The sequence below is a fragment of the Microbacterium sp. NPDC089695 genome, from assembly GCF_044749085.1.
Lineage (GTDB): Bacteria > Actinomycetota > Actinomycetes > Actinomycetales > Microbacteriaceae > Microbacterium.
Genome location: NZ_JBIVHG010000001.1, coordinates 2,492,755 through 2,519,723 on the forward strand (window position 1 = coordinate 2,492,755; position 26,969 = coordinate 2,519,723).

Consider the following 26,969-nt stretch of genomic DNA (forward strand, 5'->3'; position numbering starts at 1 on the left):
GCATCTCAGGATCGTAGCCGTAGGCTGGAGTCATGGCGGAGAAGTCCTGGTCCCTCGGTCGTGCGCTGCGCGGCATGTTCGTCAAGCCCACGATCGATGAGACGACGTGGGAGGACCTCGAGACCGCTCTGATCACGGCCGACTTCGGGCCCGACATCAGCGAGCGCATCGTCGATGAGCTGCGCGCGAAGGTCGAGCGCTACCGCACGACCGACCCGAAAGACCTTCAGCGGATGCTGCGCGAGACGCTCGAGGAGCACTTCGCCAAGTTCGACACGACCCTGAAGCTCACCGAGCGCCCGGCCGTGGTGCTCGTCGTCGGCGTCAACGGCGTCGGCAAGACGACCACGATCGGCAAGTTCACGAAGTTCCTGCGCGGCTACCAGCGCAGCGTCGTGGTGGGTGCGGCCGACACCTTCCGTGCCGCGGCCGTCGATCAGCTCGCGACGTGGGCGCAGCGCGGGGGAGCGGCGATCGTCCGCCCGCAGCAGGAAGGCCAGGATCCGGCGTCCGTCGCGTATCAGACCATCGAGTTCGCGCAGCGTGAGGGCATCGAGATCGCGATCATCGACACCGCCGGTCGTCTGCACACCAAGGGCGGACTGATGGATGAGCTCACGAAGATCCGCAGGGTCATCGAGAAGCAGGCGCCGATCAGCGAGGTTCTCCTCGTGCTCGACGCCACGACCGGTCAGAACGGCGTCATGCAGGCTGAGGCCTTCCTGCAGCACGCGGGGGTCACCGGGCTCGTGCTGACCAAGCTCGACGGCTCCGCGAAGGGCGGGTTCGTGCTCGCGGTGCAGGAGCGCACCGGCATCCCCGTCAAGCTCCTCGGCCAGGGCGAGGGCATCGACGATCTCAGCGGTTTCACGCCCCACGTGTTCGTCCAGTCGCTGGTCGGCTGACGACACGCGACGACAGGACTACCGCCACGACCACCGGGCTGGTTTCATAGCGGTATGGCGATCGAACACGACTATTTCGGACTCCTGTCGTCGGGCCCCGACGGCTCGATCTTCTGGTCGGAGACCGTGGAGCTCGGCGACCAGAGCGTCACGGTCGACCTGACGGCGCCCGATCAGGACGACGTGTCCGCGGACGCGCTCGACATCGCCGCGTCGCTCATCGCCGGGCTCGAGACCGTCGACGGCACGGCTCGGCGCAGCATGCTGTCGGAAGTCGACGATCGCACGAGCGAGGTGACCGAGTACATCCTGCAGCAGCAGGAGGCCTACGGAGACGAGATCGCGGACGTGCTGGTCGACGTGAGCGGGGATGCCGCAGTCGACATCATCCGCTCGCTGCGCCTCATGAGCATGACGATCCTCGCCGACGAGCACGGCGGCTCCGAGCCGTTCGCGGTGCTCGAGTACGCGCTCGACGCCGACACGACCGACGACGTGCTGCTCGTGAACCTGGGCTCCGACGGCGGTGTGCTGTCGGTCATGAGCGCCGACTGACGCCGCGAGGTCAGACGGCCTGAGCGAAGCCCAGGTCAGCGCCCTCGGCGATGTGCGCGAGGTGCGCGGGGATCTCCCGGCCCTTCGACGTCATCGACTGCGCCCACAGGCGGCCTGCGCGGTACGACGAGCGCACGAGAGGACCGGCGAGCACTCCGAGGAAGCCGATCCGCTCCGCCTCCTCCTTGAACTCGACGAACTCCGCGGGCTTCACCCACCGCGCGACGGGAAGGTGGCGCGGTGACGGCCGCAGGTACTGCGTGATCGTGATGATGTCGCAGCCCGCCTCGTGCAGATCGTTCAGCGCCTGCACGACCTCCTCGGGCTCCTCGCCCATGCCGAGGATGAGGTTCGACTTCGTGATGAGACCGGCGTCGCGCCCCTGCTCGATGACGTTCAGGGAGCGCTCGTACTTGAACGCGGGGCGGATCCTCTTGAAGATGCGCGGGACGGTCTCGACGTTGTGCGCGAACACCTCGGGGCGCGCCTCGAAGATCTGCCCGAGGAAGGCGGGATCGGCGTTGTGCTCGTTCGCGAGCAGCTCGACGCCCGTGTTCGGGTTGAGAGCGTGGATGCGGCGGACCGTCTCGGCGTTCAGCCACGCGCCCGTGTCGGGCAGGTCGTCGCGTGCGACGCTCGTGACCGTGGCGTATCGCAGGCCCATGCGCTGCACGCTCTCGGCCACGCGACGGGGCTCGTCGGTGTCGTAGGCGTCGGGCTTGCCGGTGTCGATCTGGCAGAAGTCGCAGCGCCGCGTGCACTGCGAGCCGCCGATCAGGAAGGTCGCCTCACGGTCCTCCCAGCACTCGAAGATGTTCGGGCAGCCGGCCTCCTGGCACACCGTGTGCAGGTCCTCGGTCGTCACGAGCGACTGCAGCGCCGTGTACTCCGGACCCATCTTCGCCTTGGTCCTGATCCATTCCGGCTTGCGTTCGATCGGCGTCTCGGCGTTGCGGATCTCGAGACGGAGAAGCTTGCGCCCCTCGGGTGCGGCGGCGGTCATGCGGATGCTCCTGCGAGGTGGGCGGTCGAGTACGAGGCGGTGAACGCGGCGGCGACGGCATCCACGATGTCGGCGGGGGAGACGTCGGTACCTGTGACCTCGCTCACGGTGGTCACTCCGGCGTCCGTGATGCCGCACGGGATGATGCCGCGGAACCCAGCGAGGGTGTTGTCGCAGTTGATCGCGAAACCGTGCATCGTGACGCCCTGCTGCACGCGCACGCCGATCGCGGCGACCTTGTCCTCGGAGAGCGGTCGGCGCACCCAGACGCCGCTGCGCCCGTCGACCTGGTAGCCGTCGACGCCGAACGGCCGCAGGACGTCGATGAGGATGCTCTCGAGCCGTCGCACGTGCGCGACGACGTCCATGGGCTCCGAGAGCCGGACGATGGGGTATCCGACGAGCTGGCCCGGCCCGTGCCACGTGATCTTGCCTCCGCGGTCGACGTCGACGACCGGGGTGCCGTCTTGCGGGCGCTCGTGCGCCTCGGTGCGCTTGCCCGCGGTGTAGACGGCTTCGTGCTCGAGCAGCAACAGCGTGTCCGGACGCGTGCCGTCCACGACGTCTGCGTGCACGCGCCGTTGCAGCTCCCACCCGTCGGTGTAGGGGACGTAGGTCGGAGCCAGTCCGGCGTTGACGATGTCGATCATGCTGCACTCCCTCGTGGGGCTGTCGGTCTCGGCGACGTCTGAAACAGCGCGCCATAGATGGATCGCGTCTAACAATACTCCTTCGAGGATGCGGGGGCGTCGGTGCCTCTGGACCCGCGATACCGTGTCCTCATGACCAGCACGCGAGGAGCAGGGCGACCGAAGGCGTCGTCTCGAGAGACGCTCGCGGAGGCCGCGTGCGAACTGTTCCTCGAGCGCGGCTACGACGCGACGTCCGTCGCCGACATCACCCAGCGCGCCGGAGTGAGCCGGTCGAGCTTCTTCAACTACTTCTCCTCCAAGAGCGACGTGCTGTGGTCGGGATTGGACGCCCGCATCGACGAGGTCGGCCTCGCGCTCGGTGCGCAGGAGAAGAGCGCGGATGCGGCGTCCACGCGCGGCATCCTCGTGGAGGCTCTGCACGGTTTCGCCCCCGACCCCCTCGCGCTCGCGCTGCGCAACCGGGATGCGATGGGACTCGACGACGAGCTCACGCGTGACAGCGCCCTGCGGCTGGCTCGGCTCGCGTCGATCGTCGCGGCCGCGGCTTCCGCGTCCGGCATCCCGGCGATTCGTGCGGAGATCCTGGGCGCCGCGTACGCCGCTGCCGTGCTGTCGTCGCTGCGCGTCTGGGCCGAGCAGGGTGCGGGGTACTCGGCACCCGAGACGGTGCTCGCGGAGGCCTTGACGACCCTCGACGACCTGCGCTGGGGCTGAGCCGTCCGTCGCGAAGGCCTCGGCTAGAATCGGTAGCACCATGGCTACGTTTGGCACGCTCTCCGATCGGCTCACCGAGACCTTCCGCAATCTGCGCACGAAGGGAAAGCTCACTGCGGCCGATGTCGACGGCACCGTCCGGGAGATCCGCCGTGCGCTGCTCGACGCCGACGTCGCGCTCGCGGTCGTAAAGGACTTCACCGCCAAGGTGCGCGAGCGCGCGCTCGGCGACGAGGTCAACAAGGCCCTGAATCCGGCGCAGCAGGTCGTGCAGATCGTCAACGAGGAGCTCATCGCCATCCTCGGCGGCGCACAGCGCCGCCTGCAGTTCGCGAAGACCGCGCCGACCGTCATCATGCTCGCGGGCCTCCAGGGCTCCGGAAAGACGACGTTCGCGGGCAAGCTCGCGAAGCAGCTCGAAGGCGAGGGGCACACACCTCTGCTGGTCGCCGCCGACCTCCAGCGCCCGAACGCCGTGAACCAGCTGCAGGTCGTCGCCGAGCAGGCTGGCGCCACGATCTACGCACCCGAGCCCGGCAACGGCATCGGCGACCCCGTGAAGGTCTCGCGCGACGGCGTCGAGCACGCTCGCCGTCAGCAGCATGACGTCGTCATCATCGACACCGCCGGACGCCTCGGCGTCGACGCCGAGCTCATGAAGCAGGCGGCCGACATCCGCGCGGCCGTCGACCCCGACGAGGTCCTGTTCGTGATCGACGCCATGATCGGTCAGGATGCCGTCAACACCGCGAAGGCCTTCCAGGAGGGCGTCGACTTCACCGGCGTCGTGCTGTCGAAGCTCGACGGCGACGCACGCGGTGGTGCGGCGCTCTCGGTCGCCTCGGTCACCGGGCGCCCCATCATCTTCGCCTCGACGGGCGAGCGCCTCGAGGACCTCGAGCCGTTCCACCCCGACCGCATGGCGAGCCGCATCCTCGACCTCGGCGACATCCTCACCCTCATCGAGCAGGCCCAGCAGGCCTTCGACGAGGAAGAGGCCGCCAAGATGGCGGAGAAGCTCGCGACCGAGCAGTTCACGCTCGAGGACTTCCTCGACCAGCTTCAGCAGATGAAGAAGATGGGGTCGATGAAGAAGATGCTCGGGATGCTCCCGGGCATGGGGCAGATGAAGCAGCAGCTCGAAGACTTCGACGAGCGCGAGATCGACCGCACCGAGGCGATCATCCGATCGATGACGCCGGGCGAGCGCCGCAATCCCAAGGTGCTCAACGGCTCGCGTCGTCTGCGTATCGCCAAGGGATCGGGCATGACCGTCACCGACGTCAACCAGCTGGTGCAGCGCTTCGACCAGGCCGCGAAGATGATGAAGACGGTCGCTCGAGGCGGGACGCCGAACATCCCCGGAATGGGGCCGGTGCCCGGCATGGGTCGCCCCGGGGCGTCGTCGAAGCGCGGCAAGAAGGGCAAGGGCAAGGCTTCGGGTTCCCGGTCGGGCAACCCCGCCAAGCGCGCCGCCGAGAACGCGGGCCTGGCCCCGGCGGCCACGCCGACCGGATCGGGCTTCGGCTTGGGCGGCGGTGCCAAGGCTCCGAGCGACGCAGACCTCGCCGAGATCCAGAAACTCTTCGGCAAGAACTGAGACGTCTCCGCCGCCGCGGAGCGTCGGTTCTGCAAGGGCAGGCTCGGCGGTGTTCGACGCGATGAGTCAGAGAACTGAGATGCAGATGTCTCGCGTCGATAGGATCAGCGAGTGATTCCGCTTGTCGCCACCGCTGCCAGTACTCGAGAGGTCGCAATCGACCCGACTCTCTTGGCTGTGCTTTCGATCTTCGGTGGCGTTGCACTCACCGCTGGCGCTGCGTTGCTCGGCGCGTGGATTCAAAGTCGTCGCGAACACGACAAATGGATCAGGGAACAGCGGCTTGCCGCCTTCATCGCGTCGCGCGTCTACGTCACTAATGCGCGGTCTCTCATCCAGAAGTTTCGCAAGACTCAAGCGGAAGCCGCCGCGGGTGATAAAGCCGCATCCGCGAGAATGGCCGACATTCACAAAGAGTCGACCGCCTTGCTCGCCAGTTTCGCAGAGGCATCCGCTCCGCTTACGATCGTCGGCCCCGACGACGTCAACGACGCGGTCCGGGCAGTGTCGAAGGCGATCACAGACAACGATCAAGTCGCCGTCGACGTCGCTGACAAACTCGTGGTCGAGCGGATGCGAACCGCACTACGAATCGCGAATACGCACCCCGGTCGTGAATCCGGCGGCGAGCACACGTGGATCCAGTCTCCGCCCTCACGAAGAAGATGAGGTCGTCGTTCGAGCGCAGGGATGCGGTCGATAGGCCGCGACGACATGGAGGAGCGGGCCCGGGGAGAACCCCCGAGCCCGCTCCCTCAGCATCCTGAGATCACTTCACGTCGTCGTCGACCCAGTCCATCGACTTCGTGACGGCCTTGCGCCACAGGCGCAGCTGACGGTCGCGCTCGGCCTCGTCCAAGGTCGGCGACCAGCGCTTGTCCTCCTGCCAGTTGGCGGAGAGGTCGTCGAGGCCGTTCCAGAACCCGACCGCGAGTCCGGCCGCGTAGGCCGCGCCGAGCGCCGTGGTCTCGGCGACGACGGGTCGCACGACCTCGACGCCGAGCACATCGGCCTGGAACTGCATGAGCGCGTCGTTCGCCACCATGCCGCCGTCGACCTTCAGTTCGGTGAGATCGACTCCGGCGTCGGCGTTGACGGCGTCGAGCACGTCGCGGGTCTGGAAGGCGACCGCCTCGAGCGCTGCGCGCGCGATGTGGTTCTTGTTCGCGTACCGGGTGAGACCGACGATCGCACCGCGTGCGTCGGGTCGCCAGTACGGAGCGAACAGACCCGAGAACGCGGGAACGATGTACACGCCGCCGTTGTCGTCGACCTTGTCAGCGAGCTCCTCGACCTGCGGGGCGGAGTCGATGATGCCGAGCTGGTCGCGCAGCCACTGGATGAGCGAACCCGTCACGGCGATCGATCCCTCGAGCGCATAGTGGGTCGGCTGGTCGCCGAGCTTGTAGCCGACGGTCGTGAGCAGCCCGTTCTTCGAGCGGACGATCTCCTCGCCCGTGTTGAAGATGAGGAAGCAGCCGGTGCCGTAGGTGTTCTTGCTCTCGCCCTTGTCGAACGCGGCCTGGCCGAACGTCGCCGCCTGCTGGTCGCCGAGGATGCCGGCGATCGGCGTCTCACGCAGCAGCGAGGAGCTCTCCGCTGCGCCGTACACCTCGGACGACGAGCGGATCTCCGGCATCATCGAGCGCGGCACTCCGAACGCCTCGAGGATGTCGTCACGCCACTCGAGCGTCTCGAGGTCCATGAACATCGTGCGCGACGCGTTCGTGACGTCCGTGGCGTGCACGCCGCCCTCGACACCGCCCGTGAGGTTCCACAGGACCCAGCTGTCGGTGGTGCCGAACAGCAGGTCGCCGGCCTCGGCCTTCGCGCGCGCCCCGTCGACGTTCTCGAGGATCCAGGTGATCTTGGTTCCCGAGAAGTAGGTCGCGAGCGGCAGCCCGACGACGGACTTGAACCGGTCCACGCCCTCGTCGCCCGCGAGACGGTCGACGATCTCCTGCGTGCGCGTGTCCTGCCAGACGATCGCGTTGTACACCGGCTTGCCGGTGTTCTTGTCCCAGACCACGGCGGTCTCGCGCTGGTTGGTGATGCCCACCGCGGCGATGTCGTGACGGGTGAGGTCGGCACGGCTCAGTGCGAGGCCGATGACCTCCTGCACGTTGCGCCAGATCTCGGCGGCGTCGTGCTCGACCCAGCCGGCCTTCGGCAGGATCTGCTCGTGCTCCTTCTGACCCGTCGCGACGATGCTGCCCTTCTTGTCGAAGATGATCGCGCGACTCGAGGTCGTGCCCTGGTCGATCGCGATGATGTAGTCAGCCATTGTGTGTTCTCCTTTGAATTACGATGCGAGCAGTCGGCGTCAGGCGGCAGCGGCGAGGCCCAGAAGGACCGGGGCGGCCAGAGCGGCGAGCGAACCGCCGACGAGCGGACCCACGACCGGAACCCACGCGTACGACCAGTCGCTCGAGCCCTTGCCCTTGATCGGGAGGATCGCGTGGGCGATGCGCGGACCGAGGTCACGGGCAGGGTTGATGGCGTATCCGGTCGGGCCACCGAGCGACGCGCCGATCGAGACCACGACGAGGGCGACGGGCAGTGCGCTGAGCGGTCCGAGGCCTCCGGGGACGCCGATGTCGGCGACGCCGTAGTCGGCGAAGGCGAAGACCGCGAACACGAGGACGAACGTGCCGATGACCTCGGTGACGAGGTTCCAGCCGTAGGAGCGGATCGACGGTCCGGTCGAGAACACGCCGAGCTTGTTGGCGGCTTCGGGCTCGTCGTCGAAGTGCTGCTTGTAGGCCAGCCAGACGAGGATCGCACCGACGATCGCACCCAGCATCTCTGCAGCGGTCGCGACCGCGAACTGCGAGAAGTCGATCTTGTCGGCGATGAGCAGGCCGATGCCGACGGCAGGGTTGAGGATGGCGCCCGAGTAGGCCGAGGCGAGGACACCCACGAAGACCGCGAGACCCCATCCCCAGTTGACCATCAGGAAGCCGCCGCCGTAACCCTTGGTCTTGGCGAGTGCGACGTTCGCGACGACTCCACATCCGAGGAGCACCAGCATCGCCGTGCCGACGAACTCCGACAGGAAGTAGAGACCGAGATTCACTTCAGTCATGTCTTCATTGACCTTTCTTGTGTGCCGGAGCCCCTCAACCCCGGCACGTTATGGGAGTTTCGTCGCGAGGAGGGCGACGTGGGAAGGTCCCGTCAGCCGCGTGCGCGGGACGGGATCTGGAGTCCGTGTCGTTCGTTCAGCAGGAGGCGGGTCTGCTCGAGTTCTGCGTCGCGGCGTTCCCGGTCCCAGCCGAGGAGCGGGGCCAGTGCGTCGGCGATCTCCTCGAGCACGTCGGCATCGGCGTTACCGGTGAAGGCGATGCTCGTGCGGCGGAGGATCACGTCCTGCAGCCGGGCGACGAGCTCGCGGCTCACCATCCACTCCAGCTCGCGCGTGGAGAGGTCGCCACCGGCGAGCGGCGTGTCGTCGCCCTGCTCGATGTACTCCCAGACCTGTGCCGCGCGGGTGCCATATCGGGCGAGGAGCTTGTCAGAGCGGTCGCCCGCTCCGGGCAGGTTCTCCTGGATCCAGATGCGACGCGCCTTCTCGGTGCGCGGGAAGTCGCGCCCGCCGCCGATCGCACGGCCGGCGGTCGAGACCGTGCGGGTGCGGCCGACGAGGCCGAGCACGACGTCCGACAGGGATTCGCCGAGAGCGCGGAACGTCGTCCACTTCCCGCCGACCAGACTCACGAGAGGAACGGCGCCCTTCTCGTCGACCTCGATGCGGTAGTCGCGCGACACGAATCCCGGCGCGGTGTCCTCGTGACGGGGGAGAGGGCGGATGCCGGAGAAGTTGTACACGATCTGCTCACGCGTCACATCGATCTGCGGGAACACGTGGTGGATGAGGTCGAAGAAGTAGTCGATCTCCTCCTCGGTGCACACCGGGACCTCTCGCGGATCGGCGTCGATGTCGGTGGTTCCGACGAGCACCCGTCCCTTGAGCGGGTAGATCAGCACGATGCGGCCGTCGGAGTGCTCGAAGAAGATCTCGCGTCCGCGGGTCGCCTCGAGGAGCTCGGGGTGGTCGAGCACGATGTGCGATCCCTTGGTGCCGCCCATGAAGCGCGTGTCGGCGCCGAGGGCGTCGTTCGTGAGGTCGGTCCAGGGGCCGGAGGCGTTGACGACGACGTCGGCGGCGACCGTGAACTCCGTGCCGCTCTCGCGGTCGCGGAGCACGACCTTCTCGCCGTCGCGGGCGATCGCTTCGACGTAGTTCAGCGCGACAGCGCCGGGGTGGGCCGAGCGACCGTCCTGCAGCACATCGAGGGCGAGGCGCTCGGGGTCGTGCATCGACGCGTCGTAGTACGTCGCGGTGTACTTGATGTTCGGGTCGAGGTGCGGAAGCTCCGCGAGCGACTTCTTGCGGCCGAGGAAGCGGTGCCGCGGCACGGTGCCGCCGTCGCGCGAGAACGTGTCGTAGATCGTCAGTCCGACCTTGATGAGGAATGCACCGCGCTCCTGCGGCTTGCCGCTCTTGTGCGTGAGGAAACGCAGCGGCGCGGAGAGGATGCCCGAGAACGTCGAGTAGATCGGGATCGTGGTCTGCAGCGGCTTGACGTAGTGGGGGGCGATCTTGAGCAGCCCGTTGCGCTCTTCCACCGACTCCCGCACGAGGCGGAACTCGCCGTTCTCGAGGTACCGGATGCCGCCGTGGATCATGTGGCTCGACGCCGCGGATGCCCCGGAGGCGAAGTCGCCGCGCTCGACGAGGACGACGTCCACGCCCTGCAGGGCCAGATCCCGGAACGTGGAGATCCCGTTGATCCCCGCTCCGATGATGAGGACGCTGGTACGCCCCGATTCGCGAACGGCGCGGACCTCGTCGCGCTCCGGTGATGAGTGTGTCGACTCGATCATCTTCGACCTCCCTGTGGTGCTTGCCCCCAGCATCGACCCGATGTACCGCGCGCGCAAGTCCACTGCACATATGTGCAAGGATCGACGTCGAGGAGGTCCATATGGCCCGGACGGATGCGGGATCGCGCGACTCGAAGCTGATCGCGGCGCTCACGGCTGCGCAGCTCTACTACATGCAGGACAAGACGATGGAGGTCATCGCGCAGGAGCTCCGGACCTCGCGGTCGTCGGTGTCGCGACTGCTCAGCTTCGCCCGCGAAAGCGGCCTCGTCGACATCCGCATCAACTCGCCTCTCGAACGCCTCGGGATGCTGGAGCAGCGGATCCGCGATCGGCACCGCGTCGTCGCGCACGTGGTGCCGACACCGGAGATCGTCAGCGAGGTCGAGCGGCTCGAACGCGTGGCGCTCACCGCGGGGCGCCTGCTGTCGCAGTTCGTGGACTCCAACATGATCGTCGGGGTCGCCTGGGGGTCGACGATCAGCGCCGTGAGCCGCGGCCTGACGCAGAAGGAGACGCACAACACGACGTTCGTGCAGCTGAACGGCGCCGGGAACACGCAGACGAGCGGCGTGGAGTACTCCAGCGACATCCTGCAACGCTTCGGCAGCGCGTTCGGCGCCCAGGTGCAGCAGTTCCCGGTCCCCGCGTTCTTCGACGACCCGTCGACGCGCGAGGCGATGTGGCGCGAACGCAGCACGCGCCGCGTGCTCGATCTCCAGGCCAAGATGGACATCGCGGTGTTCAGCCTCGGCTCGCCCGCGGCGGAGGTGCCGAGTCGCGTCTACGTGGGCGGATACCTCGGACGCGACGACTATCGCAGCCTGCGTGAGGACCACGCCATCGGTGATGTCGCGACCGTGTTCTTCCGCGCGGACGGCTCCTGGAAGGACATCCGCGTGAACGCGCGCGCCACGGGACCGGGACTCGACCGCCTCCGGCGCGTGCCGCGTCGTGTGTGCGTCGTGTCCGGCATCCCGAAGCTGGTGAGCCTGCGCGCGGCGATCGCGGCCGATCTCGTGACCGACGTCGTGCTCGACGAGGGACTCGCTCGACGCCTCGTCGAGGAGTGAGGCCTCAGGGAGTCGCGGTCGACGCCTCGGGGCCTGACCGGAACTCCCGGATCAGGTGCTGCACGACCGCGCGGAGGTCGCCTCCGGTGGCATTCGCGATCGTGAGCTGCCGCTCGTAGCTCGCACCGTCGTCGAGGATGGTCGCGATGCTGCTGAACTCGCGCACGCACCCGAGCTCGGCGGCGACGGGCGCGAGATCCTCGAGGATCTCCGCGACGTGATCGCGCACCGGTCGCTGCGTGCCCGCAGCATCGACGATCACGCGGGCGTCGAGTCCGTACCGCGCGGCGCGCCACTTGTTCTCCCGGTGGTACCACGACGGCATCGTCGGGAGAGCCCGTCCCTCGTCGAGCTCGCGGGAGAGATGCTCCACCAGCACCTGCACGAGCGCCGCGACGGCCGCAAGCTCGGGCAGTGACGAGAGACCGTCGCACGCGCGCACCTCGATCGTCCCCCAGCGCGGCGCGGGACGGATGTCCCAGCGCACCTCGGTGGCGTCGGCCATGACCCCGGTGCGCACCATGTCGTCGAGATACGACTCGTAGTCGGACCAGTCGTCGAGCTGCCAGGGGAGGCCGGCGGTCGGGAGCTGCTGGAACACCAGAGCGCGGTTCGACGCATAGCCCGTGCGCTCGCCCGCCCAGAACGGACTGGATGCCGACAGCGACTGGAGATGCGGGAGATACGCCGCGAGGGCGTTGATGATCGGAATGACCTTGCGCTTGTCCTCGACGCCGATGTGCACGTGGATGCCCCAGATCATCATGTTCCGGCCCCACCACTGGGTGCGCTCGATGAGCGTGTGGTACCGCGTCTTGTCGGTGACCTCCTGGTCGAACCACTGTGCGAAGGGGTGACTCCCCGCCGAGAGCAGTTCGATCCCGGCCGGATCCGTGGCGGTGCGCACCGCGGTGATCGCGTTCGCGATGTCGTCGACCGCGTGCGCGACCGAGTCGCCGACCCCGCTCGTGACCTCGATCGTGTTCGTGAGCAGTTCGCCGGTGACCGTGTAGCGCTCACGAGCGCTGTCGGATTCCAGCGCGGTCAGCAGCTCCGGTGCGCGGCCGACGAGATCGCCGGTGGCCGGATCGGCGAGCATGATCTCCCATTCCAGACCGACGGTGGAGCGGGCGGAGGGGGCGAACTCGAGGGTCACCCGCACAGTCTGGCACGCGGGTTCCGCGACACGGCACGGCGCGTGTCGCAGCGTTTCGCTCCTGGCGCGTCGATCTGGCAGAATAGAGGGTCGGACGACGTGCTCGACCCTCTATCCAGCACGAGTCCTCCCTTTGAGCTTCCGCCGGGTGTGCACCCCACTCTCCAGGCGACCGGTTCGTTTACCTTCCACACCATTCAGGAGAATCGTGGCTGTCAAGATTCGTCTCAAGCGCCTGGGCAAGATCCGTGCGCCGTACTACCGCATCGTCGTCGCCGACTCGCGCACCAAGCGCGACGGTCGTGTGATCGAGGAGATCGGCAAGTACCACCCCACCGAGGAGCCCTCGTTCATCGAGGTCGACTCCGAGCGTGCCCAGTACTGGCTGTCCGTCGGTGCGCAGCCGACCGAGCAGGTCACCGCGCTGCTGAAGATCACGGGCGACTGGGGCATCTTCAAGGGCGACAAGGACGCGAAGTCCACCCTCAAGGTCGCCGGCGAGAAGACGGCCTTCGAGGTCGACTCGTCCAAGAAGTCCGTCATCAAGCCCAAGGCGGAGAAGAAGGAGGAGGCTCCCGCTGAGGAGGCTCCCGCCGCCGAGGCCGACGCGGAGGCCGCTGAGGCTCCCGCCGCCGACTCCGAGTAATCCGCCGTGCTCGCCGCCGCGCTCGAACACATCGTCAAGGGGATCGTCGATCACCCGGAGGATGTGCGTATCAACGCCTCCACGTCGCCGAGAGGCGACCTGCTCGAGGTGCGCGTGCACCCCGACGACCGTGGACGCGTGATCGGGCGCGGCGGCCGCACCGCGAAGGCACTTCGCACGCTCATCACCGCCCTGGCTGATGGCCGTCGCGTCCGCGTAGACGTCGCGGACGACTGACCGTGGTGCCGAAGGACAAGAACCAGGGCAGGAACCAGCTCCGCGTCGGACGCCTCGTCAAGGCGCACGGCCTCAAGGGCGCGCTGAAGCTGGAGCTGTACACCGACAACCCCGAGCGCCGGTTCACCACGGGCGCCGAGTTCACGTTGCAGGTGCCCGAGGCATCCCCGTGGCACGGCAAGACCGTGACGGTGCGCGAGTACCGCGTGATGAACGGCAATCCGGTCGTGTTCCTCGACGACGTCGACGATCGCACGGCGGCCGAGGGCCTTGTGCGCGCGATCCTCTGGATCGATCAGGATGTCGACGAGGTCGAGGACAACGCCTGGTTCGATCACCAGCTCGTCGGTCTCGACGTGGTCCGTGACGACGTCGTGATCGGCCGCGTCGCGCGGGTGGAGCACATGCCCGCCCAGGATCTCCTCATCGTGAAGGCCGGAGCGCAGGAGGTCATGGTCCCCTTCGTCGAGGCCATCGTCCCCACCGTCGACGTCGCTGCAGGGCGTGTCATCGTCACGCCGCCGGCCGGACTCTTCGAAGAGCTCCCCGATGCCGACGACGCCGAGAGCGCGGGGGAGTCGGCAGACTCCGACGCCTCCGAGTGACCACCGGGACGGATACTCCGTGCGCATCGATGTCGTCTCGATCTTCCCGTCGTACTTCGACGGGCTGACCCTCTCTCTTCTCGGGAGGGCGCGCAGCACCGGCATCCTCGACCTGAACGTGCACGATCTGCGCGACTGGACGCACGACCGTCACCGCACGGTCGACGACACGCCCTACGGCGGTGGCGCCGGCATGGTCATGAAGCCAGAACCGTGGGGTGCGGCCCTCGACGACCTCGTCTCGCGCGAGCCCGTGGCGGCTCGCCCCACGATCATCTTCCCCTCGCCGGCCGGCGAGGTCTTCACCCAGGCGACCGCTCGAGAGCTCAGTACTCGTGAGCACCTCGTGTTCGGCTGCGGACGATACGAGGGCATCGACGAGCGTGTCTTCGAGTACGCAGCCGACCTCGGCGAGGTGCGCCTCGTCAGCCTCGGCGACTATGTGCTGAACGGGGGAGAGGTGGCGACCATGGCGATGATCGAGGCCGTCGGCCGTCTGATCCCCGGCGTGGTGGGGAACCCGGAGAGCCTCGTCGAAGAGTCGCACGAAGACGGTCTGCTCGAGTACCCGTCGTACACGAAGCCGTCGTCGTGGCGGGAGCGCACCGTGCCGGACGTGCTCCTCAGCGGCAACCACGCGGCGATCGCCACATGGCGTCGCGACCAGCAGATCGAACGCACGCGGCGTCGTCGCCCCGACCTGCTCCCCGACGCCTAGAGCATCCGCTCGGCGCCGCGTTCGATCTCGAACACGACGCCGTGTGGATGGCGCAGTCCGAGAGCCGTGGGGGCGTCGAGTCCACGGAGCTCGGCGCGCAGCATCCGTCCGATCATCTCGTGGCTCACGAGCACCGGGATGCCGGTCGCCGCCCATCCGCACGCCGTGAGCGCCCGACGCGCACGGCCCCGCGCCTGCGCATAGCTCTCGCCGCCGGGGAACGCCCACCCGTAGCGATTCTCCGCGCGTTCGGCGCGCGCCGACGGAAAGAGCCTGTCCGCCTCGTCCCATGTGAGACCCGCGAGCTCGCCGTGATGGATCTCCGCGAGTTCAGGGACCTCGACGAGGTCGACACCGAGACGCTCCGCGATGACGATCGCGGTGCGCAGCGCGCGTCCGAGGGGACTGGAGCACACCATGGTCACGTCGTGGCCGACGAGACTGTCCGCGACGGATTCCGCCTGTCGCAGGCCTTCGTCGGTGAGAGGGGAGTCGAGCTGGCCCTGCAGCCGGCGCTCCTGATTCCAGCGCGTCTGGCCGTGGCGGACCAGGAACAGGTGCTCCGGTACGTGACGGTCCTGCGGGATCATGCCCCCAGAATGGCACAGCGCCCGCCTGCGATGACTGCGGATACGGGCTGATACGTTCGACGCATGGTCGATGAGGCGCTGGCACGGTCGTTCGAAGTCATCGGGGCGGACTACGACCGATACCGACCGGGTTTCCCCGCGGACGCCGCCGATCTCCTGATCCCGGAGCGTGTGGACACCGCGCTCGACCTCGGTGCGGGCACCGGCAAGTTCACGCGGCTCCTGCTCGATCGTGCGGAGACGGTGATCGCCGTCGAGCCGTCTGAGGCGATGCTCGACGTGCTGCGAGCGAACCTCCCTGCGGTGAGTGCGCGTGCCGGCAACGCCGAGGCGATCCCGTGCCCGGCGACTTCGGTCGACGTCGTCACGGTCGCCCAGGCGTTCCACTGGTTCGACCGGGAACCGGCGTGCGCGGAGATCGCGCGGGTGCTTCGGCCCGGCGGCATCCTCGGGCTCCTCTGGAACCACTCCGATCCGGAGTGCGCGTGGGATCGGGCCGCGCATCGCATCGCCCACCCCGCGGTCGCGGAGCAGGACGGAACCTCCGCGAGCGCCGTGGAGGAGCTTCCCGGTTTCGCGTTCGTCCGTCGCGCGGAGATCCGCACGGTGGAGACCATCACCCGGGCCGATTATCTCTCGCGCTGGGGCACGGTCAGCACGTTCCTCGTCGCGAGCGACGATCGGCGCGCACAGATGAGGTCGTCGATCGAGAGCGTGCTCGACGCGGACCCGACGACGCGCGGGCAGGAGACGCTCGACCTGCCGGTCGTCACTGACGTGTTCGTCTACGCCCGCGTCTGAGGGACCGCGCGGTCAGCGGACGCCGAGGAACGACCGGTCGGTGAGGACGATCGGACCGTCGGCGGTGACGGCGACCGTGTGCTCGGAGTGCGCGCCGCGCGAGCCGTCGACACTGCGCAGGGTCCAGCCGTCCGGATCGGTCACGAGCTCGTCGGTGGTCGCCAGCAGCCACGGCTCGAGCGCGAACACGAGACCTTCGCGCAGGGGGAAGCCGCGGCCGGCCCGACCGTCGTTCGGGACGTGCGGGTCGCCGTGCATGATGCGTCCGACGCCGTGTCCGCCGAAGTCGGTGTTGATCGAGTAGCCCTCGCCGTGCGACACCGCGGCGATCGCGGCGGAGATGTCGCCGATGCGGTTGCCGATCACCGCGGCGGCGATCGCGGCGTCCAGCGCGCGCTCGGTGGTCTCGATGAGGCGCAGATCCTCGTCACGCGGAGTGCCGACCACGAAGGAGACGGCGGAGTCCGCGACCCAGCCGTCGACGGACACCGCGAAGTCGAGCGAGACGAGGTCACCGTCGCGGAGGGTGTAGTCGTGCGGGAGACCGTGCAGCACGGCGTCGTTCACGGACGTGCAGATCACCTTGCCGAAAGGGCTGGCGCCGAACGAGGGGTGGTAGTCGATGTAGCACGACTCGGCACCGGCGGCGCGGATCATGTCGTGGGCCCTGCGGTCGATCGACAGCAGGTTGGTGCCGACCTTGGTCTCGTCGCGGAGGGTCGCCAGTGTCTCCGCCACGAAACGGCCGGCGGCGCGCATCTCGTCGATCTCGGCGGGGGTGCGCAGTTCGATCATCGGGTGTTCCTCTCGTCCCCTCCATTCTCCCCGATACCCACGAGGCGGGCGTCCACGTGCTCACAGCGAACACCGGGGCCGTCCGAAGCCGCGCGTCGTACGATCGAGGCATGTGGATCCGTGAGGCGTTCTTCCGGTGGCTGCTCCCCGCGGCGTTCCTGCTGCCGCTCTGGCTCCTCGTCGGGTGGGGAGTGTTCCAGGGTGGCTGGGCGATCCTGTGGGTCCTCTTCATCGCTGTGCCGTCGGTGTTCGTCGGACAGCTCCTGCTGACCCTGCTCACGCGCTCGCGTCCCTCCGTCCGCATCGAGCGGGCGGTCTCCTGGTGGGACGTCGCCGGATTCACGGTGTGGCACGGACTCACGATCGCGGTCGGGTTCTTCCCGGGCGCCGCCTTCGGCTGGCTCCTCGCCGGAGCCGTCATCGCGGGCATCGGTCTCGTCTGGCTGCAGCTGTGGCAGCTCTGGAACGAGGCGAGGGGGAGCGGGGCCCGACTCCGCGAGACGATCACCTGGTCGACGATCCCGCGCGCGGACGCGCCGACTCCCGAGACCACGGCGCACGAGGTGATCGTGGTCCGCGAGGGCGACCAGCACGAGCGCTGATCGCCCGGCGCGGGTTTTGGCCGAGGGAGGCATCCATGGCAGAATGGATGCTTGTGCCGTGACCGGCTCTGCCACAGGGGAGCCCGCGGACGCTTCGGGCGCCGTTCGGCACGCACCCGTTCTTATTCCTTCCAGAACCATGCAACCGACCTGTGGCGAGTGCAGAGAGAGACGATCATGCAGATCCTCGACGCCGTCGACGCGGCTTCGCTCCGTTCCGACATCCCGGTGTTCCACCCGGGTGACACGGTCAACGTCCACGTGAACATCACCGAGGGCAGCCGCTCTCGTATCCAGGTCTTCAAGGGCGTCGTCATCGGTCGCCAGGGCGACGGTGTGCGCGAGACCTTCACCGTTCGCAAGATCAGCTTCCAGGTGGGCGTCGAGCGCACCTTCCCGGTGCACTCGCCGGTGATCGACCACATCGAGGTCGTCACCCGCGGTGACGTGCGTCGCGCGAAGCTCTACTACCTCCGCCAGCTGCGCGGCAAGAAGGCGAAGATCAAGGAGAAGCGCGACAACTGACGCGCAGGTTCTCCACAGCACCCCGGGACACGATGTCCCGGGGTGCTGTGTTCTGCCCGGGGTGTGCGACCCTTGATCATGTCGTCGTCAGACGGCGCCGCTCTGTGAAGGAACCTGATGACGACTGATTCCGCGTCCGCGTCGACGCCCCGCACCCGCCGCCGCGGGATCCTGGTCTTCCTGCGCGATGTCCTCGTCATCATCGTGATCGCGGCGCTGGTGTCGTTCGTGGTGAAGACGTTCATCGTCCGGTCTTTCTACATCCCGTCGGCATCGATGGAGCGCACGCTCCTCATCAACGACCGCATCCTCGTCGACGAGCTCACGCCGCGATGGACGGGCTACGAGCGGGGCGACGTCGTCGTCTTCAAGGATCCGGGCGGATGGCTCGACGGGCAGCCGCAGACACCGGCGCAGCCGCCGCTCGTGGAGGCCGTGGACTGGGTCCTCAACCTGGTGGGCATCTCGGCGTCGGATTCGCAGGATCACCTCGTCAAGCGAGTGATCGGGACCTCCGGCGATCATGTCGTCTGCTGCAATGCGCTGGGGCAGATCACGATCAACGGAGCCCCCGTCGACGAGTTGTCGTACCTCAATCTGCCGGACGGCGACACCGCCGCCTCCAACGAGCCGTTCGACGTCGTGGTCCCGGAAGGCTCGCTGTGGCTCCTCGGCGACAACCGCGACCGTTCCCGCGACTCCCGCGCGCACCAGGACCTTCCGAGCGGCGGATTCGTGCCGCTGGACAACGTGGTCGGCAAAGCCTTCCTCACGACGTGGCCGTTCGACCGCATGGGCACGATCGACGGCCATCACGACATCTTCAACGGCGTGCCAGACCCCGAATGACCGTCGTCGCCCCCCGGCTCACGCTCGAACGTCGGCTGCTCGCCGAGTGCGACCTCATCATCTCGCTCGACGAGGTAGGGCGCGGTGCGCTCGCAGGCCCCGTGGCGGTGGGGGCAGCGGTGATGGACGCGGCCGGCGCACGACGTCGCGTCCCGGAGGGACTTCGCGACTCGAAGCTCGTGACCGAGAGACGACGGCCGGACGTCGCCGCTCGCGCGGCGGCGTGGGTGCAGGCGTCCGGGGTCGGGTGGGCGAGCGCGGCGGAGATCGACGAGGTCGGCATCATGCGCGCTCTGGGTCTCGCGGCGTCCCGCGCGGTGCAGAGCGTCGTCGAGCAGGGCGCCCTCGTGTCGAACGCGCTCGTGCTGCTCGACGGCAATCACGACTACGTGTCGGCCGTGCACCCCGCTCCGCTCCGCGTGCGTCCGGTGGTGAAGGCCGACCGGGACTGCGCGTCGGTGTCCGCTGCATCCGTGATCGCCAAGGTGGCACGCGACACCTACATGGCGGAGCTCCATCTCGACCATCCTGCGTACCAGTGGGACCGCAACAAGGGCTACGCGAGTGCGGAGCATCGCGACGCCATCCGCTCGCTCGGCCTCTCGCCGCACCACCGCTCGTCCTGGGCCATCGCCGACGCTCCGACGTTGTTCTGACCGCTCTTCAGGATCGCGTGCGGCGTCGGCGCCCTCGCCGACTCTAGGATGGAGAGATCATGGATGAGGAAGCCTTCGACGACTACGACCGCGAGCTCGAGCTGGCGCTGTTCCGCGAGTACCGCGACGTCGTGTCGCAGTTCCAGTACGTCGTCGAGACCGAGCGGCGCTTCTACCTCGCGAACGAGGTGAACGTCGTCCGTCGCGACACCGAGCACGACTTCTACTTCGAGATCTCCATGAGCGATGTGTGGGTCTGGGACATCTATCGCGCTGATCGCTTCGTGAAGGCGGTGCGGGTTCTGACCTTCAAGGACGTCAACGTCGAGGAGCTCCAGCGCCGAGAGTTCGAGCTGCCCCAGGAGCTGTCGCTCGACGGCGAGTGACCCTCTCTCCCCACTGCATCCGCTGACGGGATTCTGCACTCCTGCCGAGCGAACGCGGAGATCCGCGCAGTGCTCGTCGGCGCCGCTCGGCAGGCTGTCGACATGGCAGCGAAAGACGACCTCGGCAGAGCCGGCGAAGAACGCGCGGTACAGCATCTGATCGGACTCGGGTACGAGATCCTCGATCGGAACTGGCGGTGCGCGCAGGGGGAGATCGACATCGTCGGGCGGCTGGGCCGTCATCTGGCGATCGTCGAGGTGAAGACACGCAGCTCCTCGCGGTTCGGTCACGCTTTCGAGGCGGTGGATGCGCGGAAGCTGGGGCGGCTGTGGCAGCTCGCGTTCGCATGGTCCGCTGAGCATCGCGACGAGGCGCGCGGGCGGATCCTGCGAGTCGAGGTCGTCGCCGTCACGGGGCCGGATCCCCGGGCGGCGGAGATCGAGCACCTGGTGGACGTCGCATGAGCACGGTGCGGACCTGGGCGGTCGCCCTGTCCGGCGTCGACGGGCACATGGTCGAGGTCGAGGCCGATCTGTCGAACCAGACTCCCGACTTCCGGATCATCGGACTCCCCGACAAATCGCTCGCCGAAGCGGTGCAGCGGGTGCACAACGCCTGCAACAACGCGGGATTGCAGCTGCCGAGGCGGCGTCTCACGGTCAACCTGTCACCGGCGAGCCTGCCGAAACAGGGGTCGGGGTTCGATCTGGCGATCGCCGTGGGCGCTCTCGCCGCCGGCGGGGCGATCGATCCGCGGGCGATCCGCCAGACCGTGCACATCGGCGAGCTCGGCCTCGACGGACGCCTGCGCCCGGTCGCCGGAGTCCTTCCGGCGGTGCTGGCCGCCTCGCGGGCGGGGTTCGCGACGGTCGTCGTACCCTTCGCGAACGCCGGCGAAGCGGCGCTCGTGCCCGGGATAGAGGTGCGTTCGGCGGCCACGCTGTCAGAGGTCGCGCTCTGGCACGGAGCCGAGGTCGACATCCCCGAGGTCGAGCCGGTGAGCTCGTCGGCCGCCGCGGCTCAGGACGACGACGATCTCGACCTCTGCGATGTCGCGGGGCAGGCGGAGGCCGTGGAGGCGCTGATCGTCGCGGCGGCGGGAGGCCACCATCTCCTGCTCAGCGGACCGCCCGGTGCGGGGAAGACGATGCTCGCGCGTCGTCTTCCCGGCATACTCCCCGAACTCACGATCGAGGAGGCGCTGGATGTGGCCTCGATCCGGTCGCTCACGGGGCAGGTCGTCGACGGTCTCGACCTGCGAGCCCCGATCGAGGCCCCTCATCACAGCGCGTCGGTCGCCGCTCTCGTCGGGGGAGGGTCGCGTGCCGTGCGTCCGGGTGCGATCGTCCGTGCCCACCGAGGGGTCCTGCTCCTCGACGAGTCAAACAATCAGGAATACAACTATATAAGCCTGACAGCCATTCCATGTCCTAGTACAATTGAATCAACGGAACACCGGTGGTCGACCGCACATCTGCTGAGCGGAGAGGTTCGAGCTTCTAGCTCCCTCTCGCAAGTCAGAGCCATCCAGCTCGACCCGTGGTCGCGCAACCCATCTCAACGATAGGAGTTGCCATGGACGTTCCGATCCGTGACATTTACGGAGCCGACCGAGGCTTCAACGTTGCGGCGGACATCGTTACGCAGACGGCTGACGGTGTTCCCCTCAACGACATCTACAACGAATTCATCGACGCTCTCAACGAATGGAACCGAGGGCGCTCGGCGCTGTCGGCCATGTTCACGTCGAACACGACCGATTCGTTCGCGCAGCTTCCGAAGGAGCCCGGCAAGGGCGAGGACTTCGAACCGCAGAGCGAGTTTGGCGTACCGCGTTCGAGTCGCCGCGACGTCGACTACTTCCGAATGGGTCTCCCGCTCGAGTGGTTCGACGCCGCATCGCGGTTCACTGCGGCGTTCCTGCGCGACGCATCTCGCGAGCAGGTCGACCTCCAGTTCCAGGACAAGCTGGAGATGGACAACCGACTGGTCTTCCGCAAGACCATGAGCGCGCTCACCGACAAGCGCGTCGCCGGTTCTCGCGATGTCAACGAGAACGGCGTAGACATCTTCGACCTGTGGGACGGGTCGACAGGCGAGGTTCCTCCGTCGTACGACGGCAAGACCTTCACGGACGCCCATTCGCACTATCTCGTGTCGGGTGCTGCAACCGTCGACGGTGGGGACATCAAGGCGCTGACCGACACGATTCAGGAGCACGGCTACGGTCGTCGCGAGTCCGGCGAACAGGTCGTGATCTTCGCTCACCCCACAGAAGCTGACGCAATCGCGACCTTCCGGCGCGACCCGGCGAACCTGGCGGCCAACCCGTACGACTTCATCCCGTCTGTGAGCGCTCCGGCGTACCTCACCGACCTGACGATCGTCGGCGACAAGCCTCCGGCACAGTTCAACGGTCTGCCAATCGAGGGTTCCTACGGCGATGCCTGGATCAGCAAGAACTACCGCGTGCCGCAGGGCTATGTCATCGCTCTTGCGACTTCGGGTCCGAACTCGTCTCGTAACCCGCTCCTGTTCCGCGAGCACATCAGCGCGCAGCACCGCGGCCTTCGCCTCGTGAACCCGAACGACGGTTCGCGGTACCCCCTCGTGAACTCGTACTTCACGCGCGGGTTCGGTGTCGGTGTCCGACACCGTGGCGCTGCTGCGGTGATGCAGATCAAGGCGTCGGGTTCCTACCAGAGCCCGATCTGGCCGTAACGGGGCCACCGTCCTGCCGGGGCTTCTCTTCCTTCACCCGGCAGAACAAGACCAGGGCGCCGTGCCGCGTGGCTCCGGCGCGGCGCCCTGTCATTCTCCGAGCCACACTCATGAAAGGCCACGCTCATGACATTCCTCGAACCGATGCTTTCCGGTCGCGACATCGCGACGGCTCGCGCCGTACTCGACTTCAAGAACACGACGCCGATGGGCGCTGGGTTCGACCCCGAAATCCGGAGGAGCTTCGAAAGCGCGCTGCACAACGAGGTGGAGCCCATCTCTCAGCGTCTCCACGCGGCCGTCAGCGCCCGTGTGAGCGCTGATCCTGGCGTCCGCGCCCTCTCCGAGCAGTTCGAGGTTGAACTCGTCGCTACGCCGCGCAGAGGGCGTCGAGGCTGACATGTCCCGAGTTCACTGCAACGCAATCACCCGAGCCGGTACACCGTGCCGTCGCTGGGCCGTTCACGGCTCGAAGGTCTGCCAGGCGCACGGCGGGGGCAAGCACAAGCCGAACGACGTGATCGCGAAAGCGCTCGACGGCATCGACGCACCGCGGTGCAGGTACACGAAGCGCAACGGCGAACAGTGCAAGAACGCTCCCATCAAGGGCGGCACTGTCTGCAAGAAGCACGGGGGCGCTGCGGCTCACATTCAGCGCAAGGCACAGGAGCGTCTACAGGCGATGGTCATGCCCGCCCTCGTTGAGCTCAACAAGATTCTGGAAGCTCCTAGTACGTCTGACGGCGACAAGCTCCGTGCTGTCTCGATGGTTCTCGACCGCACCGGATTCGGTAAGGGCGTGACCATCGAGCACAAGCAGGACAAGCCATGGGAGGTCACTATGCAGGCGATCATCATGCCCGTGGCAGAGGACTACACGACCGGCACCGAAGACATTGAGGACGCGGAAGTGGTCGAGGAATCCCTGCCACCAGTCCGCGACATGTCGAAGCTCGAACGCTTCGACGGCCCGCGAATCGTGCCCGATGCAGAGACTGGTCGCGGTCGCGTCCGTGGTTCTGCGAATCCGCTTCGATGATCACGCCTGTAGGGGAGCGTGGCTGGCGCTTACGGTCAGTGGGAGAAGGCCAGGCCTGGGGAACGTACAAGCAGATCGTGTTCGCGGTCGCGCCCGAGTGCCCCGCGTCGCCACATGGCTTGCGGGATTGCCAATGCAAGGCATTCAAGCGTCGAGCGCAGGCCGTTGCGTACATCAGGCAGCACGACGACAGCGTTTCCTAGATTCGCCGTCGATCGATTCGACCAGGTAGTCGAGAAAGTCGCTCAGATCGACGCTCAGCAACGCTCAGCCAGTGTTCCACCGCTCCGGGTCGGTGTCGATCAACGGCTAGGTCTGGTGTAACAAAACGGTTCGATAACGGGCTGATCAGACATCAAAATTTATATCGATTCCTAGTATTGTTGAACTATCGAATCAATCCCCACATCGGGGCCGCCGGGTCACTGCGAGTCGCACGAATGCAACTCTGCACACCAGTGGAGCGGGCGAGGCTGACGGCTCCCATCTCTTGAGGCAGTTCTCTGGTCGATCACACCGTTAGGTGGTGATCCCAGATGGGTCTCCCTTTCCGCCGTCAGCCGCTCGGCAACCACATCGGCGCTCGTGAATTCACCCACAAGCAGGTCGCTCGCGCACTCGGTTGCTCCGTGCCGCGAGTCAACGTGCTCATCAGTGGTCGGAGCTATCCGACTGCGCATGAGATCGACGCTCTCGAACGTCTCATTGAGCTGCCTGTTCAGACCATGTTCGAGCCCGCGTTGCTCAAGTACTTCAATGTCAACGGCAGCCGGTTCTCGCGCTCGGGTCGCGACGCGCGAGCGGTCGAACAGTGAGCGCCCCGGCTGAGCAGGCAACTCCTGCTCCGATCCCGGATGAATACGTTGACTGGTTCGTCGCGTTCCTTCGTGGGGGTGAGTCCGATGCCGCTCACGCATGAGAAAAGGGCCGCCCCGACCAAGGCGACCCTTCTCCCCACCGCAGCGAGAAAGAACAGACCGAAGATCACGATTCCAGTCAACAGCGATACTACCAGGAAGCCCAGGTCAGAGCGATTTTCTGTCACGCTCGACGGATGGTCACTGTTCTTGCTCCTACTTGCCAACGCTGCGGTCGTACTCTCCGCGGCTGCAGTGATCGCGGGTGGTCAAGGTGTTTAGTCTCGATGACCTTCACAAGTACACGGACATGGGGTGGGCAATCTTCCCGTGTCACTCGATCCGCGACGGCAACTGCTCGTGCGGTGACGTCAAGTGCTCTGCTGCGGGGAAGCACCCGCGAATCTTCAACGGCGTCAAGGGGGCAACCCTCAGCCGTGAGCAGGTGGCTACTTGGCGGGAGATGTGGCCGGATGCGAACTGGGCGCTTGCAACTGGCGCGCCGTCAGGTATCTGGGTGCTCGACCTCGATCGGAGCGACACCAAGGACGGCGCGGCAGCGATCAAGTCCTGGTTGGAAGAGCGATCCATCGTGCCGTTCGCAACGCACGTCGTTCAGACGGGTAGCGGGGGACTGCATTACTACTTCGAGGGCCGCGGCATCGAACTTCGCAACCGGGTAGGCGTGCTCCCCGGCGTCGATGTTCGAGCGACTGGTGGCTACGTTCTCCTTCCGGGATCGAACCATCTCAAGGGCGACTACCGAGTGATCCGCGACGTACGGATAACGCACGCACCGGAACTCCTGGTGGACTTCCTGTCCTCAACGTCGGGCGCCGGGGGCGGTGAGCACGGGCCGCTACCGTCAGACCTCGATTTCCTGGATGGCGTCGATGAGGGGAGCCGCGACGACACGATCTTCCGGAAGGCTTGTCAGCTTCGGCGCAAGTTCAACGACAACCGAGACATCGTGACAGCCTTCGTGGTCGCTGCTGCCGTCCGATGCAATCCGCCGTTCCCTATCGCTGATGCCATGGTCAAGATCGAGCAGGCGTTCCGGCAAGATCACGAGGACGGAGACCCGTTCTTCCATGACCGCGAGGGATTCTGGGATCGGCGTCCTGTTCTAGCGTCCATCTATGAGAACTCCGAGAAGACGGGAGTGTCGCCCTGGGGCGCACTTGGCGGCGCGATCCTGCGTAGCCTCCATACGGTGCCGTACAACGTCAGCTATCGATCATTCCGTGGTCCGGCATCACTGAATCTCGGAGTCATCAACGTTGGCGAGTCTGGTGGCAACAAGAGCTTGACCGGGCGTCTGCTGGACGACATGCTCGACTTCGGCCCGTTCGCAGAGTTCTCGGAGAGCGAGGCCGGCTCGGGAGAGTCCATCGTCGACTCGTATGCCTACTGGCGAAACATTCCGAAGGACGAGCGCGAAGAAGGTGGGCCGACTCGTGAACTCGCGTGGCTTATGCCGTCGCACGCTCACAGGTTCCGCTTCGATGAGGTCGGCAAGCTCGGTGCTATCGCCAAGCGTGACGGCTCGACGATCTTCGAGTACATCAAGTCGGCTCTGACTGGCGAGCAGATCGGGCGCAAGCTGGCCGGGAACCTGGGTGTCCAACTGGGCAAGGATCAGTACCGATTCACGATCACGATCAACGCGCAGCCCACGCGCGCCGAGGTTCTGCTATCGGAGGCCGAGGTTGCTGGCGGTACGCCCGGACGGTTCTTGTGGTGCCTGATGGACTACCCGCCGTTCGGAGATTCGGCTCTCGATCATGACGACTTCGATGCGGTGTGGGTAGAGCCGTTCGAACTCAAGCCTGTGTCGTGGGACGGCGTGCCATACATCAAGGCACTGGAGGCGATGAACCGCGAGCACCGCGATCACATGCGCGCGGGACACCGAGGGGAGCGTAACGCTATCGACGGTCACGCCGTGATGGTCCGGGTCAAAGTGGCTATCGGTCTCATGGTCCTCGACGGTCGAACGTACTTGAGCGACGAGGACTGGGAACTCGCAGGCGCTGTCATGGATCACAGCAACGCCACCAGAGCGCGTGTGCAACTGGCTTTGGCGGGCATGAGAGAACGCAACCTCGAGGCGTCAGCGAAGCGTGCAGCGTTCGTCCAGACCCGAACGTTGGAGCATGTCGCGGACGCCCACGAGACGCGCATCGGGCGGATCGCAGGCAACCTGCGGCGGATCATCGCGGACAACCCGAACGCAACCGTGAGCCAGCGCAAGCAGAAGTTGAAGTACAAGGACCGCCAGTTCTACGACGAGGCCATCGCACGGCTTGAAGCCGAGATGATTTCTGACGTGACTGGCGACACCGAGAGGGGCGTGGGAGAGTGCTAGTACCCGGAAGTAGTACCCAACTAGTAC

Annotated in this window: 31 protein-coding genes; 23 read left to right on the forward strand and 8 right to left on the reverse strand. The window is 66.8% G+C overall.

Annotation, left to right across the window (positions count from 1 at the left end; genetic code table 11):
• Positions 1–32: 32 nt before the first annotated feature.
• Together ftsY and ACIPYT_RS11965 are read left to right on the forward strand one after the other, a co-directional pair.
• Positions 33–905 carry a signal recognition particle-docking protein FtsY gene (ftsY, locus tag ACIPYT_RS11960; RefSeq protein WP_401074151.1) on the forward strand — a complete coding sequence of 291 codons (873 nt, stop codon included), beginning with the start codon at positions 33–35 and terminating at the stop codon, positions 903–905.
• 54 nt (positions 906–959) lie between these two features.
• Complete coding sequence (locus tag ACIPYT_RS11965) at positions 960–1,460, forward strand: DUF2004 domain-containing protein (RefSeq protein WP_401074153.1); 501 nt, start codon at positions 960–962, stop codon at positions 1,458–1,460.
• A 10-nt stretch (positions 1,461–1,470) separates the two neighbouring features.
• Here ACIPYT_RS11965 and lipA read toward each other — a convergent pair whose 3' ends face one another.
• A complete protein-coding gene (lipA, locus tag ACIPYT_RS11970; protein ID WP_401074155.1) occupies positions 1,471–2,463 on the reverse strand; it encodes a lipoyl synthase in 993 nt (330 codons plus the stop codon).
• Positions 2,460–3,113: a lipoyl(octanoyl) transferase LipB gene (lipB, locus tag ACIPYT_RS11975; RefSeq protein WP_401074158.1), complete on the reverse strand. Its 654-nt coding sequence runs from the start codon at positions 3,111–3,113 to the stop codon at positions 2,460–2,462. The genes lipA and lipB overlap by 4 nt, the downstream gene beginning before the upstream one ends.
• Before the next feature lie 132 nt (positions 3,114–3,245).
• Between lipB and ACIPYT_RS11980 the strand changes: the two genes are divergently transcribed.
• From ACIPYT_RS11980 to ACIPYT_RS11990, 3 genes are all read left to right on the forward strand, one after another.
• On the forward strand, positions 3,246–3,830 hold the full coding sequence (locus ACIPYT_RS11980) for a TetR/AcrR family transcriptional regulator (RefSeq protein ID WP_401074161.1): 585 nt from the start codon (positions 3,246–3,248) through the stop codon (positions 3,828–3,830).
• A gap of 40 nt (positions 3,831–3,870) precedes the next feature.
• A complete protein-coding gene (ffh, locus tag ACIPYT_RS11985; protein WP_401074163.1) occupies positions 3,871–5,430 on the forward strand; it encodes a signal recognition particle protein in 1,560 nt (519 codons plus the stop codon).
• A 111-nt stretch (positions 5,431–5,541) separates the two neighbouring features.
• Positions 5,542–6,099, forward strand: coding sequence for a hypothetical protein (locus ACIPYT_RS11990; RefSeq protein WP_401074166.1), 558 nt, complete (start codon positions 5,542–5,544; stop codon positions 6,097–6,099).
• A gap of 100 nt (positions 6,100–6,199) precedes the next feature.
• On the opposite strand, the gene glpK is transcribed toward ACIPYT_RS11990, so the two are convergent.
• From glpK to ACIPYT_RS12005, 3 genes are all read right to left on the reverse strand, one after another.
• Complete coding sequence (glpK, locus tag ACIPYT_RS11995; RefSeq protein WP_401074169.1) at positions 6,200–7,714, reverse strand: glycerol kinase GlpK; 1,515 nt, start codon at positions 7,712–7,714, stop codon at positions 6,200–6,202.
• A 39-nt stretch (positions 7,715–7,753) separates the two neighbouring features.
• On the reverse strand, positions 7,754–8,515 hold the full coding sequence (locus tag ACIPYT_RS12000) for an MIP/aquaporin family protein (RefSeq protein ID WP_401074172.1): 762 nt from the start codon (positions 8,513–8,515) through the stop codon (positions 7,754–7,756).
• A gap of 92 nt (positions 8,516–8,607) precedes the next feature.
• Positions 8,608–10,317, reverse strand: a complete 1,710-nt coding sequence (locus ACIPYT_RS12005) for an FAD-dependent oxidoreductase (RefSeq protein WP_401074175.1) — start codon at positions 10,315–10,317, stop codon at positions 8,608–8,610.
• 101 nt (positions 10,318–10,418) lie between these two features.
• Here ACIPYT_RS12005 and ACIPYT_RS12010 point away from each other — a divergent pair, with 101 nt between their 5' ends.
• On the forward strand, positions 10,419–11,390 hold the full coding sequence (locus ACIPYT_RS12010; RefSeq protein WP_401074177.1) for a sugar-binding transcriptional regulator: 972 nt from the start codon (positions 10,419–10,421) through the stop codon (positions 11,388–11,390).
• 4 nt (positions 11,391–11,394) lie between these two features.
• Here the strand turns inward: ACIPYT_RS12010 and ACIPYT_RS12015 are convergent, their stop codons facing one another.
• Entirely contained in the window at positions 11,395–12,546 is a 1,152-nt protein-coding gene (locus tag ACIPYT_RS12015; protein ID WP_401074179.1) for a glutamate--cysteine ligase, read from the reverse strand.
• 208 nt (positions 12,547–12,754) lie between these two features.
• On the opposite strand from ACIPYT_RS12015, the gene rpsP reads away from it, so the two are divergent.
• From rpsP to trmD, 4 genes are read left to right on the forward strand one after another with little or no spacing between them, the layout of a single operon-like run.
• Positions 12,755–13,192 (forward strand): 30S ribosomal protein S16, encoded by a 438-nt coding sequence (rpsP, locus tag ACIPYT_RS12020; protein ID WP_401074182.1) that lies wholly within the window; start codon positions 12,755–12,757, stop codon positions 13,190–13,192.
• Between the two features lie 6 nt (positions 13,193–13,198).
• Positions 13,199–13,429 (forward strand): RNA-binding protein, encoded by a 231-nt coding sequence (locus ACIPYT_RS12025; RefSeq protein WP_050721075.1) that lies wholly within the window; start codon positions 13,199–13,201, stop codon positions 13,427–13,429.
• A gap of 2 nt (positions 13,430–13,431) precedes the next feature.
• The gene (rimM, locus tag ACIPYT_RS12030; RefSeq protein WP_401074185.1) at positions 13,432–14,034 is read left to right on the forward strand and encodes a ribosome maturation factor RimM; all 603 of its coding nucleotides are present in this window, start codon (positions 13,432–13,434) and stop codon (positions 14,032–14,034) included.
• 19 nt (positions 14,035–14,053) lie between these two features.
• Entirely contained in the window at positions 14,054–14,752 is a 699-nt protein-coding gene (trmD, locus tag ACIPYT_RS12035; protein ID WP_401074187.1) for a tRNA (guanosine(37)-N1)-methyltransferase TrmD, read from the forward strand.
• Here the strand turns inward: trmD and ACIPYT_RS12040 are convergent.
• Positions 14,749–15,342, reverse strand: a complete 594-nt coding sequence (locus tag ACIPYT_RS12040) for a histidine phosphatase family protein (protein WP_401074190.1) — start codon at positions 15,340–15,342, stop codon at positions 14,749–14,751. The two genes, trmD and ACIPYT_RS12040, sit on opposite strands and share 4 nt — an antisense overlap.
• 63 nt (positions 15,343–15,405) lie before the next feature.
• Between ACIPYT_RS12040 and ACIPYT_RS12045 the strand changes: the two genes are divergently transcribed.
• A complete protein-coding gene (locus ACIPYT_RS12045) occupies positions 15,406–16,143 on the forward strand; it encodes a class I SAM-dependent methyltransferase (RefSeq protein ID WP_401074192.1) in 738 nt (245 codons plus the stop codon).
• Between the two features lie 12 nt (positions 16,144–16,155).
• On the opposite strand, the gene map is transcribed toward ACIPYT_RS12045, so the two are convergent.
• Positions 16,156–16,938 (reverse strand): type I methionyl aminopeptidase, encoded by a 783-nt coding sequence (map, locus tag ACIPYT_RS12050; RefSeq protein WP_401074195.1) that lies wholly within the window; start codon positions 16,936–16,938, stop codon positions 16,156–16,158.
• A 110-nt stretch (positions 16,939–17,048) separates the two neighbouring features.
• Here map and ACIPYT_RS12055 point away from each other — a divergent pair, with 110 nt between their 5' ends.
• From ACIPYT_RS12055 to ACIPYT_RS12110, 12 genes are all read left to right on the forward strand, one after another.
• Complete coding sequence (locus ACIPYT_RS12055) at positions 17,049–17,540, forward strand: MFS transporter permease (protein WP_401074197.1); 492 nt, start codon at positions 17,049–17,051, stop codon at positions 17,538–17,540.
• 177 nt (positions 17,541–17,717) lie between these two features.
• Positions 17,718–18,065: a 50S ribosomal protein L19 gene (gene rplS, locus ACIPYT_RS12060; RefSeq protein ID WP_096716150.1), complete on the forward strand. Its 348-nt coding sequence runs from the start codon at positions 17,718–17,720 to the stop codon at positions 18,063–18,065.
• A gap of 117 nt (positions 18,066–18,182) precedes the next feature.
• Positions 18,183–18,914, forward strand: a complete 732-nt coding sequence (gene lepB / locus ACIPYT_RS12065; RefSeq protein ID WP_401074199.1) for a signal peptidase I — start codon at positions 18,183–18,185, stop codon at positions 18,912–18,914.
• Entirely contained in the window at positions 18,911–19,570 is a 660-nt protein-coding gene (locus ACIPYT_RS12070; RefSeq protein ID WP_401074201.1) for a ribonuclease HII, read from the forward strand. The genes lepB and ACIPYT_RS12070 overlap by 4 nt, the downstream gene beginning before the upstream one ends.
• Positions 19,571–19,629: 59 nt before the next feature.
• Positions 19,630–19,956 carry a DUF2469 family protein gene (locus ACIPYT_RS12075; RefSeq protein WP_017204525.1) on the forward strand — a complete coding sequence of 109 codons (327 nt, stop codon included), beginning with the start codon at positions 19,630–19,632 and terminating at the stop codon, positions 19,954–19,956.
• A gap of 69 nt (positions 19,957–20,025) precedes the next feature.
• Positions 20,026–20,421: a YraN family protein gene (locus tag ACIPYT_RS12080; protein ID WP_401074203.1), complete on the forward strand. Its 396-nt coding sequence runs from the start codon at positions 20,026–20,028 to the stop codon at positions 20,419–20,421.
• Entirely contained in the window at positions 20,418–21,524 is a 1,107-nt protein-coding gene (locus ACIPYT_RS12085; RefSeq protein WP_401074206.1) for an ATP-binding protein, read from the forward strand. The genes ACIPYT_RS12080 and ACIPYT_RS12085 overlap by 4 nt, the downstream gene beginning before the upstream one ends.
• Positions 21,525–21,532: 8 nt before the next feature.
• Positions 21,533–22,678, forward strand: coding sequence for a hypothetical protein (locus ACIPYT_RS12090; protein ID WP_401074208.1), 1,146 nt, complete (start codon positions 21,533–21,535; stop codon positions 22,676–22,678).
• A 126-nt stretch (positions 22,679–22,804) separates the two neighbouring features.
• On the forward strand, positions 22,805–23,077 hold the full coding sequence (locus ACIPYT_RS12095) for a hypothetical protein (protein ID WP_401074211.1): 273 nt from the start codon (positions 22,805–22,807) through the stop codon (positions 23,075–23,077).
• Position 23,078: 1 nt separating this feature from the next.
• Entirely contained in the window at positions 23,079–23,717 is a 639-nt protein-coding gene (locus ACIPYT_RS12100; protein ID WP_401074213.1) for an HGGxSTG domain-containing protein, read from the forward strand.
• A 536-nt stretch (positions 23,718–24,253) separates the two neighbouring features.
• The gene (locus ACIPYT_RS12105) at positions 24,254–24,532 is read left to right on the forward strand and encodes a helix-turn-helix domain-containing protein (protein ID WP_401074215.1); all 279 of its coding nucleotides are present in this window, start codon (positions 24,254–24,256) and stop codon (positions 24,530–24,532) included.
• A 307-nt stretch (positions 24,533–24,839) separates the two neighbouring features.
• A complete protein-coding gene (locus ACIPYT_RS12110) occupies positions 24,840–26,942 on the forward strand; it encodes a bifunctional DNA primase/polymerase (protein WP_401074217.1) in 2,103 nt (700 codons plus the stop codon).
• Positions 26,943–26,969: the final 27 nt, after the last annotated feature.

Excerpts from the sequence above, each read along its gene's own strand:
- map (WP_401074195.1), bottom strand. The coding sequence starts at position 16,938 with ATGATCGAACTGCGCACCCCCGCCGAGATCGACGAGATGCGCGCCGCC.
- glpK (WP_401074169.1), bottom strand. The coding sequence starts at position 7,714 with ATGGCTGACTACATCATCGCGATCGACCAGGGCACGACCTCGAGTCGC.
- ACIPYT_RS12095 (WP_401074211.1), top strand. The coding sequence starts at position 22,805 with ATGACATTCCTCGAACCGATGCTTTCCGGTCGCGACATCGCGACGGCT.
- ACIPYT_RS12085 (WP_401074206.1), top strand. The coding sequence starts at position 20,418 with ATGAGCACGGTGCGGACCTGGGCGGTCGCCCTGTCCGGCGTCGACGGG.
- ACIPYT_RS12100 (WP_401074213.1), top strand. The coding sequence starts at position 23,079 with ATGTCCCGAGTTCACTGCAACGCAATCACCCGAGCCGGTACACCGTGC.
- lepB (WP_401074199.1), top strand. The coding sequence starts at position 18,183 with ATGACGACTGATTCCGCGTCCGCGTCGACGCCCCGCACCCGCCGCCGC.
- ACIPYT_RS12075 (WP_017204525.1), top strand. The coding sequence starts at position 19,630 with ATGGATGAGGAAGCCTTCGACGACTACGACCGCGAGCTCGAGCTGGCG.
- ACIPYT_RS12000 (WP_401074172.1), bottom strand. The coding sequence starts at position 8,515 with ATGACTGAAGTGAATCTCGGTCTCTACTTCCTGTCGGAGTTCGTCGGC.
- ACIPYT_RS12055 (WP_401074197.1), top strand. The coding sequence starts at position 17,049 with ATGTGGATCCGTGAGGCGTTCTTCCGGTGGCTGCTCCCCGCGGCGTTC.
- ACIPYT_RS11965 (WP_401074153.1), top strand. The coding sequence starts at position 960 with ATGGCGATCGAACACGACTATTTCGGACTCCTGTCGTCGGGCCCCGAC.
- lipB (WP_401074158.1), bottom strand. The coding sequence starts at position 3,113 with ATGATCGACATCGTCAACGCCGGACTGGCTCCGACCTACGTCCCCTAC.
- ACIPYT_RS12045 (WP_401074192.1), top strand. The coding sequence starts at position 15,406 with ATGGTCGATGAGGCGCTGGCACGGTCGTTCGAAGTCATCGGGGCGGAC.
- ACIPYT_RS12040 (WP_401074190.1), bottom strand. The coding sequence starts at position 15,342 with ATGATCCCGCAGGACCGTCACGTACCGGAGCACCTGTTCCTGGTCCGC.
- rplS (WP_096716150.1), top strand. The coding sequence starts at position 17,718 with ATGCAGATCCTCGACGCCGTCGACGCGGCTTCGCTCCGTTCCGACATC.
- lipA (WP_401074155.1), bottom strand. The coding sequence starts at position 2,463 with ATGACCGCCGCCGCACCCGAGGGGCGCAAGCTTCTCCGTCTCGAGATC.
- ACIPYT_RS12090 (WP_401074208.1), top strand. The coding sequence starts at position 21,533 with ATGGACGTTCCGATCCGTGACATTTACGGAGCCGACCGAGGCTTCAAC.
- ACIPYT_RS12005 (WP_401074175.1), bottom strand. The coding sequence starts at position 10,317 with ATGATCGAGTCGACACACTCATCACCGGAGCGCGACGAGGTCCGCGCC.
- ffh (WP_401074163.1), top strand. The coding sequence starts at position 3,871 with ATGGCTACGTTTGGCACGCTCTCCGATCGGCTCACCGAGACCTTCCGC.
- ACIPYT_RS12010 (WP_401074177.1), top strand. The coding sequence starts at position 10,419 with ATGGCCCGGACGGATGCGGGATCGCGCGACTCGAAGCTGATCGCGGCG.
- ftsY (WP_401074151.1), top strand. The coding sequence starts at position 33 with ATGGCGGAGAAGTCCTGGTCCCTCGGTCGTGCGCTGCGCGGCATGTTC.
- ACIPYT_RS12105 (WP_401074215.1), top strand. The coding sequence starts at position 24,254 with ATGGGTCTCCCTTTCCGCCGTCAGCCGCTCGGCAACCACATCGGCGCT.
- ACIPYT_RS11980 (WP_401074161.1), top strand. The coding sequence starts at position 3,246 with ATGACCAGCACGCGAGGAGCAGGGCGACCGAAGGCGTCGTCTCGAGAG.
- ACIPYT_RS12070 (WP_401074201.1), top strand. The coding sequence starts at position 18,911 with ATGACCGTCGTCGCCCCCCGGCTCACGCTCGAACGTCGGCTGCTCGCC.